Here is an 11,141-nt window from a genome sequence, read left to right on the forward strand (position 1 = left end):
ATTATAAACGTTAAGAAATTTACTAAACAGAAAAAAAGGGAAAAGAAACCCTAGGGTAGCTAGTTATTCACTATCCATTTTTTAAGTTGGCGTTTTTTTATGTTTTAAACGCTTTATAAGCGCGCTTCAGCTTATGTAGGTAGAAATTTTATAAGACATAAGGTGCACATAGTGCAAAAAATTAAACATGATACGCCAGATACGTGAGTTTTTTTGTCATTTAATCTGTACAGAGAAGATAAATAAATAGCTTCAGTTTTACGATAAGAGGGCTGGCGGAGTTTGTCAAGCAAGTTTTTTTGTTTCTGCGGACTACTTGAATAACGGCTACAATGTTTGTACAGCTATGTACAGCCTTTCTTATAAAAGTCCGAATGCGATAAGATATGTGTTTATGGCTATAGCAGGCCAGTAGCATATTACGGTCTGTTCGGATTATTGTAAAAAGAGCTATACATAGCTGGAAACCAAAAAAAGAACCAAGTAGCCTTGGCTACTTGGATGACAAAAGGTAATACAAGAAATCTATTGGCTCTCGTATATCTTAGTGAAACTTAACAAGTTTATCTATAGTTTTAGTGATGATTCTTGGAGTATCCGGAGAAACTGCTGAGCTCAGCCTCTTTAACCGCTCTATAGCGAACTCGCTATTCTCATTTGCTATGAAATCACATAAAATATTTTCTATATCCTTAGTAACACTTTCATGCTTTCTCAGAGGATGATTATATGGATACCTACTGATGGTTTTGATACTGGAATACTCAACAAAAGCTTGATCCTTAAAAGCAAGTTGTCTCAATTTCTCTTTGAATTTTCCTTCTTCCTCTTTTGCTAAAAGGCGAGACTTTATCAGTGATTTTATAATCAAATTTATAGCTTGATGTATTTCAGAATGCACTATAACTTTAATGGTATTTTCTTCTACTATACAATCATAAATATTTTTTTCGCTCTGTAACGACTCTATTAATTTCTTGCTACTTTGTGAATTCAATTCCAAATTCTCCTCACTCATAGGAGTTATTATGAAGGTGTTCTTACTCACTCTGATGTTAAATTGTGGAGAGCCTTCAGAAAAGGAAAATGCTACATCCTTAAATTCAAGTGCATGATTGTATGCAGCAAAAAGGGTGTGTGCTATAACACTGCTGGGCACCTTCATTCCATGTTTACTCAGGTGGTTCAATACATTTTCAACCTCATGATATGTAAAGTCTGTATCTTTTAGCAATTCAACAACTTCTATGCCGTTGTGTTGTTTATACTCCATTCTCACTTCTTCTGTAAAAAGTGTTTTAGCTGCTATATGTTTATCAAGCACTGTGAAAATCTTGATGAAATTCTCTAAATCTTGTTTGTTAACTAATTCGATACTAATTAAGTTTCTGCTAATAATTGAAATATTTTTTGTCATTTTTTCCCACTAAAAAAACTCACTTAATGAATTGTATTTTTAATTCATTAAGAATTGTTTAAAGTGAGCATACTAGTTTTCATTTACGTATTACACGACAAAACAAGATAAAAAGTTACATAAAATCATCATGTGGTATAACACACTCTCCACATTCATCATTGCTGTTTGTGTAGGTTGTGACATCAGTGTGATTGTCATTATTATTTAGCATATCATCCAACTTTCCTTCTTTTTCAAGATCCATCAATTTGTCACACCCCCCAATGTGCTTATCGTTGATAAAAATCTGTGGAACTGTTCTAACGTTATACTTTAATTTTATGTCGTTAAATAGATCTGAGTTTTTGAGCACATCAATTTCTTCATACTTCACACCTTTTTTATCTAGTAAATCCTTTGCCCTTATGCAGTATGGACAGCCCTTCTTTACATATATCACAACATTTTTCACAATTTATCTCCGTAGCTTACTAAAATATAGTTATTATATATAAGAAACATGTAAAAACATCAAATTGTATGAAAATTATTTATAATTGTGAGCAAGGGATAGAAAATAATATAGCACTAACCTTCGGAAATTTCGATGGCATTCATTTAGGACACGAGTTTGCAATTTCTACTCTCAAGAAGGTAGCACAAGAAAGAGGATTACCCTTTGCAGTTTTAACTTTTGAGCCTCACCCATCAACTGTTTTATTTGGTAGAAACAATTTTAGGTTAATAGACCAAGAACAAAAAAAGGAACTAATCAGCAGCTATGGTATAGATTACTTATATATTATTAATTTTAATAGAGGTTTTTCTGAGGTTAGCTGCGATGACTTTATCAGTGAGATTTTAATAGATAAATATGGCGCTAAACACATAATTGTCGGAGAAAATTGCACTTTTGGTCATAAACGATTGGGTAATATATTAACTCTAGAGAAATATTCTGAAATATATGGATACTCTTTGACTAAATTAGAGCCATTAACAACTGACGGCAAAATTTGCTCTTCTTCTTCAATAAGGGAGTATGTACAAAGGGGCGAAATAGAAATTGCTAATAAATTGCTCGGCAGGCCTTATCAAGTTTCTGGTGTTGTGACAAAAGGTGCATGTAGAGGTAGAGAAATAGGATTTCCAACCATAAATATTCCTATAGAAGATTGCATGATAAAACCTAAGTTTGGCACATATTACGCTAGAGTGACTTTTCCTGATAGTAATCCAAATTGGTTATATGGAGTAGTCAATATTGGTATGAGACCTACTTTTAAGGATCTGAAAAAGCCTATAATAGAAATGCACATATTCGATTTTGATGAAGACGTATATAGTCATAAAGTCAATATACAACTTTTAAAATTCATAAGGTCAGAAAAAAAATTCCATAGTATTGAGGAGTTAACAAAACAGATAAATTATGATATACTTAAAGTTTATAGGTTAAAGGCAAATTTATGAAAAAGTTATGCTTAGTTGTTATATTAATTATAGTATTGATTGACCAAACGAGCAAATTGTACATAAACTCATTGATTGATGAAGGAGAATCAATTGAGATCGCTAGTTTTATAAAACTAGTTGAAGTTTGGAATTCAGGTATTAGTTTTGGAATATGTAGCGCTTTACCACATGGCGGTTTCTTTTTTTCAGCATTTTCAATACTAATAATTGGTATACTTGCATATTTGATATACAAGTCTGACGATCAGTCAACTTACCTTGGTTTTTCTCTGATGATTGGTGGAGCAATCGGAAACGTAGTTGATAGGATCTATTGGGGAGCTGTATATGATTTCATATATTTTCATATTGATGATTGGTATTGGCCAGCCTTTAATTTAGCAGATTTATCTATAGTTTGTGGAATGTTTACATTGTTATATAAGTGGTATGTATACGATATGCTTATTTCTAAACAAAATGAGGAATAAAATAATTGTTTTTATATTAGGTCGAAATAATGCTTCATAAGTTTTTTAGTTTTCTTATACTACCTGTACTTTTTTTTACTTACCCAATTTCTTCGAATGCTTTAAACATAGAGCACAACATAAAATATACTAAACTCAGTAACGGACTAGATGTTTATGTTGTTTCTAATCATCGGATTCCAGCCGTTTTACATGCAGTAATATACAAAGTTGGGGGAATGGATGATCCAATCGGCAAAGCAGGATTGGCTCACTACTTTGAACATTTAATGTTTGAAACTACAGGAAAGTTCACAGACATAGAAGCCACTATGAGTAGCATTGGGGCTCAATTTAACGCGTTTACCACTAAAGAATATACCTGTTATTATGAGTTGGTCCCCAAAAATGATTTATCACTTGCAATGGAAGTTGAAGCAGATAGAATGGGCAGCTTTAATGTTACTCAAGACAAAATAGATAGAGAAAAAAACATTGTGTTGGAAGAAAGAAAAATGAGATTTGATAATCATCCTAACAACTTGTTATGGGAAGAAATGAATAGTGCATTTTACCGTACTGGCTATGGTAGGTCTGTTATCGGCTGGGAGAGCGATATCAAAACTTACAATTTGGATGACATAACGAGGTTTCATGATAACTATTATCACTCCGGCAATGCAATATTACTGATTGTGGGTGATGTGGAACTTGATGAAGTAGTGAAATTAGCATAAGAAAAATATGGCGAAATTAAAGCTAAGCCTGTCATGAGAAATTACCCAAATCAGGATCCAGTGCATAATGCAGGTCTATCGGTGACCTTAGAGAGCACTGAAGTAAAAGAACCAGTTTTATATTTTCGTTATCGTGTACCCTTATTTGAGCATGTAAATGAAGCTTCCGCTGCTCATTTAGCGGTTGAAATTTTAGGTAGCGGCAAATCCAGCAAACTGTATAATGATCTGGTTTTTAGATGAAGATGTGGCAGTATCAGTGTTTGCTTATCATAATAGCCTAGCTTTTAGTGATGGCTACATTGATATTCAGGTCATTCCAAAAAGCGGAGTTAATTTAGATATTGTTGAAAGAGAGTTAGATAATGCTATTAGTAATTTCATGTCTAAAGGAATAACGGATGAGGAGTTGCAAAGCTCGAAATATAGATACAAAGCAGCACAGTTTGATAATCTATCTGACTTAACTCATATAGCGATGTTCTATGTGCCACACCTTGCACTTGGTATTCCACTTGATGAAATAGATATTTCATATAGCAAGATTAATGATGTCAATCTAGAGGATGTAAATAATAAAATCCGTGCTATTTTTTCTGCTAATAAGTTAATTGGTCGTTTATTACCAAAAGGAGATAATAATGAGAATAAGTAAAATTATATTTCTATTTTTTTTCTGTCTAGGCTTTAATTTACAAGCAAGTGGTAACCTAAATATAGAGGAGGTCACTACCCGTAAAGGATTTAAGTTTTTATTTGTAGAAAATCATGATTTGCCAAAAGTTTCACTAAATATATCGTTCAAGGATGCAGGTTATGTGTATGAGAATAAGGAAAAACAGGGGCTTGCTTGGTTTACTTCTCTTGTAATCCAAGAAGGGGCAGGAAAAAATGATGCCAAAGATTTTGCGAAAAAGCTTGAAGATAAAGGGATTAGTTTAAATTTTATTGCTGATTTAGAAGCATTTAGGGTTTCATTAAATACTTTGTCTGACAATCTAGAGGAAGCAATTTCATTACTGAGCGATACTATAATGCGTCCTAAAGTTGACCCTGAAGGGTTGAATAGAGTTTTCGAGAAAGCCAAAGTTGATTTTAATAATCTTGAAAAAAATCCTTATTTTGTTGCTGGAAAAGAATTAGATACGTTATTGTTTAAAAAACATCCTTACTCAAAAAGTGTGTATGGTACTCTTGATACTATAATGAGCATTACTAGAGACGATGTTTTAACATACATAAAGCGTAATTTTGCTAAAGATAACATAATTATCAGTGTTGCTGGTTGTGCAAAAAAAGAAGAAATTATTACGCTATTAGATAAATATTTATCTAAATTGCCGTCAAAAAGATCAAAAGTTAGAAAAATACCTGTAAAAAATAATTTTGGTTCTGCAGAAAGTAAGAATATTTTTATGGATATACCACAGAGTGTGATACTTTTTGCTCAAAAAGGTATAGCTTATGAAGATCCTAATTATTATAACGCTGGTGTCTTAATTGATGCACTTGGTGGCATGAGGCTGAATTCAATATTAATGACAGAACTGAGGTAAAACTTTGGTATTACTTATGGTGTTTATGCAAGTATTGTTTCCAATAAACATGGAAATATTATATCTGGATTTATAAGTACTGATAGTTCTACTGCTGGCAAAGCTATATCAGCAGTAAAAGATACATTTAGCAGAATAAAAAAGCAAGGAATTGACGAACAATTGTTCAAGGATGCAAAAATTGGCTTGGTAAATAATCTTGTCCTTTTCCTGTCCAATAACACAAATACAGCAACGCTGCTAGATAATATGCAGATAAATGATCGTGATGTTAACCGTATAAATAATTATGCGAATATCATTAATGATGTTAAATTAGAGGAAGTAAACGAACTGGCAAGTTCTTTACTGGAACCTGAAAATTTATTTTTTGTTGAAGTTGGAAAAAACGCTCAAGGTCAATAATTATTACAGTCATATATCTTCTGCTATTGACCTTACTGCTTCTACATAACACTTATGCTCCTCAGCTAGAATGCGTTCTGAGAGGCTTTGAATATCATCAGCTGGTAACACTGGTACAACAACTTGAGCAATTATGGCTCCAGCATCAACTTCAGGAGTGACATAATGTACATTTACACCTGCTTTTAGAGCTTGCTCTTGAGCGTTTAGGCCTTTAAAAGGCGGAAGTAAAGAGGGATGAATATTTATCACCTTGTTATGCCATTTACTCAGAAAATCAGCTTTGAGAATTCTCATAAACCCTGCAAGGCAAATTAAATCAACCTTATGTTGAACAAGTATTTCGTGAATTTTACCAGCATCAAGCGGTTTATCTTTAACAATAAACGCTGAGATTCCTGCTTGCTCTGCTATTTTCAGACCAGCAGCTTCGCTATTATTTGTGATAACACATGCAACTTCTGCGGAAAAATTCTGATCTTGACATGCTTCTATTAAGGCCTGTATATTCGACCCCCTACCTGAAATTAGTATTCCGAGTTTTATCTTTTTCATTATAGCACAGTTAGTTTAGAATTTAGTTAATACTAACAAAACAACTCAAAAGGAAAACTTATTTTATAGCAAAGAAGGCAGACTAAACTCTTTATATAAGTGGACCTCTAATTTTAGACCTCACTGGACAACACAAAATCACGAATAGCCCCATGTACCCAGCTAAAACTAGCTTTAATGCTTAGATATTGTGCTATTTTTGTATAATATACCACTATAAGTATATATTTTTGTAATCGCGTTATTATTTATTTAACAAAGTATTAGTATAATTTATTACACTGGATTAAATGAAGAAAGTTCAATGAGTAAATTACTGAACAATGCAAAAATAGGTAAATCTCAGGTTACTCAGTGGGAGGTAATAAAAAATTGTGAATATGCTGATAATTGCTTGTCAAAAATAGTAACTTTGTACGTTATTAGAATAACTCAGCTATCAGATTTTTATACGAGTGACGAACCTGAAATTAACACTGTTTTAGCAAGAATAAGCGTGACAAGTGAAAATGTATTTTTAAACAAGGCTACTACTATTGAAGTTATGGAAGGTATTTTTCCGTATAAATTCAACAGCAAGAAGAGAAATAACGTATTAAGGTTAGAAGATTTGTATAATTATTTATGTTCTATTGTTAACAATAGCCTTCCAAAAGAAACGCTTGAAAGTCTTGTAAGGGAATATAAGGATGCTGTTAACTTATTTAAAGCAATTACTTAACTGAACGTAGTATTTTTAAGATTTTATTTTCTATTTCAGAAATGCCGCTTTCAAGATCTTTATCTATCAAATACATGGTAGAGAAATATGTTTTCTGCTTACTTTCAACATTGATAGTTAAAGTTCCGGGAGTGATTGTGACTGAATTGGCAAATAACGCAATGCTTTCGTCATTATGCCCTTTGCATTTTCTTAGGATAATAATCGGTTCAAGCTTAGATTTGAGTTGTAGCACCTTTTTTGATACATAAACACTTGATAAAATGATTTGGTACATTAACCATGGTATATAACTTACTAACTTATAAAACGACAGTCTACTCGTACTATTTAAAATCTGGCTAAGAGCTCTCTCAGCGTTTATCAACCTTCTAAAGATAAACGATGTGAATATACAGGAAAACACTCCACAAAAAATAAAGAACGGCTCAAAATAACCAGACAATACAGTCCATAGAACAAATAAAATTATAAATGACAGAGAAAAAAACTTGATTTCCTTCCTAAAGTTGAGGTTTTTCATAGTCTGTAATATAACTAAAATGACTCTTTAAGGAAAGATAATAACGATTATTTAGGTTCTTGACTTCTATGTTAAAAGATATAACAACTAAGTTATGTATTTTAAGTGAGAAAGTTATGGAATATGATAAATTTATGGAAATATTAAAAAAAATAAATGACCTTTCAGATTTGAGCAAGGACAATATAGTTGAAAAAATAAAAGCTAAGTTACAAGAAGAAGATCCAGATTTATGTCAAGGGTGGGAAAAGAGTAAACCTGACAATGATAGCGGATCTGGCATAAATTACATATTTACTATATCTCGTGGTCAAAATTCTAAGGAAGTCAAATTGCTACATCTTGCTTCTTATTGGAACTTTGCAAATGTAGCAAAAGCTCTGATTGAAAACGGAGCAGATATTAATGCAGAACATGATAATAAAATTACTCCTTTACATATTGCTGCTCACTATGGCCACGAAGATGTAGTAACCATTCTAACTGGAAAAGGAGCAATTGTTGATGTAAAAAATGGTGACGGATGGACTTCTTTACATTTTGCTGTTGAAAAGAACCACAAAAATGTAGTAAACACTCTAATTGGAAAAGGAGCAAATGTTAATGCAGAAAATGATAAAGGATGGGCTCCTTTACATCTTGCTATTACAAATGGCCACAAAGAGATAGTACAAGTTCTATCAAAAGCAGAAGGAATCAACGTTGATGCAAAAAATAGTGATGGGTGGACTTCTTTACATCTTGCTGCTGCAAATGGCCGCAAAGATATAGTAGAAACTCTAATTGAAAAAGGAGCAGATGTTAATGCGAAAGACCATTATAAATGGACTCCTTTAACATTTGCTTCTCAAAAAGGCCATAAAGCGGTAAAAGAAGCTCTATTAAAGGCACAAGAGAACATCAAAGCTTTGCATTCAGCTGTTAAACATAATAATGAGGAGGAGGTGAAAAACTTATTAAATAAAGGAGTAAACGTTAATGCAAAAGATGGTGATGGATGTACTCCTTTACATCTTGCTGCCAGAGAGGGCTGCGAAGATGTAGTAAAAATTCTGATTGCAAAAGGAGCAGAGGTTAATGCAAACAATGGTGATAGACGTACTCCTTTACATCTTGCTGCTGAAAATGGCAAAATAAAAGTGGTGGAAGTTCTGCTACACACTGAAGCAGACCCTTCATGAAAAGATGTTGATGGAAAAACGCCAAGAGATCTTACTAAATATCAAGGTATAATTTAGCTTTTAGAGGAAGCGGAAAAAAAGCAAACGTTAAAAAATGAGAACAAAAAAACGCCAAAGGATCTTACTGAAAATAAAAATGTAATGCAGCTTCCAGAGAAAAAGGAAGAAAAACAGGTTGGAAAAAATGCAATTGTGAAAGAAAAAGAACAATCTGTGAAAAATGCAATTGTAAAAGGTGTTATTGTGTGTTTTGTAACTACAGTGATAGTTGGTGTTGCACTTGCATTTGCTGCTGCCCTATCTGTACCAGCAATAATTGGACTAGCTGCAGGATCTGCGCTCATAGTTGGTGCTGGTCAATATATAATGTCAAAGCCTAAAACTGAAATGCAAGAAGTAAAGGAACTTGTGCCTAGAGAGACAGAAAAAGCACTTACTTGATTTTTGTTATCCTGTTGCTATCAGACTAGCCTGGCACCTTATATTTATTGGGATAACTGTTTTATTATGAATTAAGTCAAAAACTCTGTAATATATTGAAGCTTAAAGATATCTTTAGACATGGAAGTTATTGCAGAAAATAGGAAAGCAAGGTTTGAATATTTCATCTTAGAAGAATTTGAAGCGGGTATGGTCTTATTAAGCAGTGAAGTTAAATCGCTAAGAGAAAGAAAAGTAAATATTTCCGACGCCTACGTTGTTGAAAAGAATAGCGAAGTATGGCTGCACAATATGCATATTGCAGAATATAAAGCTGCGAAACGAAAAAATCATAAACCAAAAAGGGAACGTAAATTACTCTTGCATAAAAAGGAGATAAATAAACTAATTGGTCAAATCAAGACTGCTGGGATAACTGTTGTGCCGCTTTCGGTCTATTTTAACGATAAAGGATTTGCAAAAACTAAAATTGCCATTGTAAAAGGAAAAAAACTCTACGATAAGAGAGCAACCATAAAACAGAGAGAGTGGGATCGTGAAAAAAGTAGATTGTCTAAGAATAATTTATAGCAAAATATGTCTTTAAATCCAGTAATTTTCAGCATCGGTCCTGTTTCTATATATTGGTATTCTTTGGCATATGTTTTAGGTATAGTGTTTGCATATTGGTATTTACATAAGCTAGATGACCAAAAAATATTTACTAAGAATTTTTACGATTCGTTATTAACAGCCGCTATTGTAGGTATTATCCTTGGAGGCAGACTTGGCTACGTATTGATATATGATCCAGTTCTTTATATAAGCAACCCTATCGAGATATTGAAGACCTGGGAAGGAGGGATGTCATTTCATGGTGGTGCTATAGGAGTTTTGCTTGCAGTAATAATTTCATGTAAAAGACATAACATTCCTATATTTTATGCACTGAACCTAGTTTCTTGCGGAGTTCCCATAGGTTTACTTTTAGGTCGCATAGGCAATTTTATAAAAGGAGAGTTATTTGGCAGAGTAACAAATGTGCCGTGGGGTATGGTATTTGCAGAGAGTGGTGATAATTTGCTGCGCCATCCAAGCCAGCTTTATGAGGCACTTTTTGAAGGACTGCTACTTTTTGCAGTTGCAAATTCACTGTTTTTCTTAACTAGAATAAGACTGTATCACGGTGCGTTAACTGGTATTGCAGTTATGTGGTATGGAATAGCACGTTTTTTCGTTGAGTTTTTTCGCGAACCAGACTATCAAATTGGCTATTTGTGGCTTGATTTAACTATGGGGCAGTTGCTTTCTATACCTATGGTTTTGCTAGGAATGCTTGTATATCTAGGCGCATTAAATTTAAAATTTAATACGAAATCTGTCACATAGAGAAAAGGTGAGTTCAATAGAAAAATGTAGCCAGAAGCCCCACATTATGCACAATTGTACGAATTTTCTGCGTTCCAGTAGAATGAATCGGTGGGCTTTGTTGCATCGCTAGCTATGATGGATTAAAGATAAAAAAGGTGAGTATATCAGTAGCTTATTATTCTGGTATTTATAGCTCTTTTTACAATAATCCGAACAGACCGTAATATGCTACTGGCCTGCTATAGCCATAAACACATATCTTATCGCATTCGGACTATTATAAGAAAGGCTATACAACAAGAACGGTCAGTGAATACCTAAATTTGAGTAAAAGAAATTTCACTACCA

General features: G+C 33.2%; 12 protein-coding genes and 2 pseudogenes. 9 read left to right on the forward strand and 5 right to left on the reverse strand.

Annotated elements, in window-relative coordinates; translation table 11 throughout:
- Positions 1–220 precede the first annotated feature (220 nt).
- The 3 genes from WGMM_RS06235 to grxC all read right to left on the reverse strand — a co-directional run bounded on the left by WGMM_RS06235 (position 221) and on the right by grxC (position 1,871).
- Positions 221–418 (reverse strand): hypothetical protein, encoded by a 198-nt coding sequence (locus tag WGMM_RS06235; protein WP_240991773.1) that lies wholly within the window; start codon positions 416–418, stop codon positions 221–223.
- 126 nt (positions 419–544) lie between these two features.
- On the reverse strand, positions 545–1,417 hold the full coding sequence (locus WGMM_RS00055) for a hypothetical protein (RefSeq protein ID WP_038248098.1): 873 nt from the start codon (positions 1,415–1,417) through the stop codon (positions 545–547).
- A 115-nt stretch (positions 1,418–1,532) separates the two neighbouring features.
- Positions 1,533–1,871, reverse strand: a complete 339-nt coding sequence (gene grxC, locus WGMM_RS00060) for a glutaredoxin 3 (protein ID WP_038248100.1) — start codon at positions 1,869–1,871, stop codon at positions 1,533–1,535.
- Between the two features lie 68 nt (positions 1,872–1,939).
- On the opposite strand from grxC, the gene ribF reads away from it, so the two are divergent.
- The 4 genes and pseudogenes from ribF (at position 1,940) to WGMM_RS00080 (ending at position 6,022) form a co-directional block, all read left to right on the forward strand.
- A complete protein-coding gene (gene ribF, locus WGMM_RS00065; protein WP_038248103.1) occupies positions 1,940–2,872 on the forward strand; it encodes a riboflavin biosynthesis protein RibF in 933 nt (310 codons plus the stop codon).
- Positions 2,869–3,345, forward strand: coding sequence for a signal peptidase II (gene lspA, locus WGMM_RS00070; RefSeq protein ID WP_038248108.1), 477 nt, complete (start codon positions 2,869–2,871; stop codon positions 3,343–3,345). Before ribF ends, lspA begins: the two co-directional genes overlap by 4 nt.
- A gap of 29 nt (positions 3,346–3,374) precedes the next feature.
- A pseudogene (locus tag WGMM_RS00075) lies at positions 3,375–4,716 on the forward strand (M16 family metallopeptidase).
- Positions 4,703–6,022, forward strand: a pseudogene (locus tag WGMM_RS00080) (M16 family metallopeptidase). Before WGMM_RS00075 ends, WGMM_RS00080 begins: the two co-directional pseudogenes overlap by 14 nt.
- 9 nt (positions 6,023–6,031) lie before the next feature.
- Here the strand turns inward: WGMM_RS00080 and purN are convergent.
- Entirely contained in the window at positions 6,032–6,577 is a 546-nt protein-coding gene (gene purN, locus WGMM_RS00085) for a phosphoribosylglycinamide formyltransferase (RefSeq protein WP_038248111.1), read from the reverse strand.
- Positions 6,578–6,881: 304 nt separating this feature from the next.
- Here purN and WGMM_RS00090 point away from each other — a divergent pair, with 304 nt between their 5' ends.
- Positions 6,882–7,298 carry a hypothetical protein gene (locus tag WGMM_RS00090; protein WP_038248114.1) on the forward strand — a complete coding sequence of 139 codons (417 nt, stop codon included), beginning with the start codon at positions 6,882–6,884 and terminating at the stop codon, positions 7,296–7,298.
- Here WGMM_RS00090 and WGMM_RS00095 read toward each other — a convergent pair.
- Entirely contained in the window at positions 7,291–7,821 is a 531-nt protein-coding gene (locus WGMM_RS00095) for a Na+/H+ antiporter subunit E (RefSeq protein ID WP_038248115.1), read from the reverse strand. The genes WGMM_RS00090 and WGMM_RS00095 overlap by 8 nt on opposite strands.
- A 68-nt stretch (positions 7,822–7,889) precedes the next feature.
- Between WGMM_RS00095 and WGMM_RS00100 the strand changes: the two genes are divergently transcribed.
- From WGMM_RS00100 to lgt, 4 genes are all read left to right on the forward strand, one after another.
- Positions 7,890–9,002 (forward strand): ankyrin repeat domain-containing protein, encoded by a 1,113-nt coding sequence (locus tag WGMM_RS00100; RefSeq protein ID WP_240991774.1) that lies wholly within the window; start codon positions 7,890–7,892, stop codon positions 9,000–9,002.
- A 141-nt stretch (positions 9,003–9,143) separates the two neighbouring features.
- The gene (locus WGMM_RS06240; protein ID WP_240991775.1) at positions 9,144–9,443 is read left to right on the forward strand and encodes a hypothetical protein; all 300 of its coding nucleotides are present in this window, start codon (positions 9,144–9,146) and stop codon (positions 9,441–9,443) included.
- A 120-nt stretch (positions 9,444–9,563) separates the two neighbouring features.
- Positions 9,564–10,013 carry an SsrA-binding protein SmpB gene (gene smpB / locus WGMM_RS00105; RefSeq protein ID WP_038248117.1) on the forward strand — a complete coding sequence of 150 codons (450 nt, stop codon included), beginning with the start codon at positions 9,564–9,566 and terminating at the stop codon, positions 10,011–10,013.
- A 6-nt stretch (positions 10,014–10,019) separates the two neighbouring features.
- A complete protein-coding gene (lgt, locus tag WGMM_RS00110; protein WP_038248119.1) occupies positions 10,020–10,811 on the forward strand; it encodes a prolipoprotein diacylglyceryl transferase in 792 nt (263 codons plus the stop codon).
- The last annotated feature ends 330 nt before the right edge of the window (positions 10,812–11,141 follow it).

This window comes from Wolbachia endosymbiont of Glossina morsitans morsitans (assembly GCF_000689175.1).
GTDB lineage: Bacteria > Pseudomonadota > Alphaproteobacteria > Rickettsiales > Anaplasmataceae > Wolbachia > Wolbachia pipientis.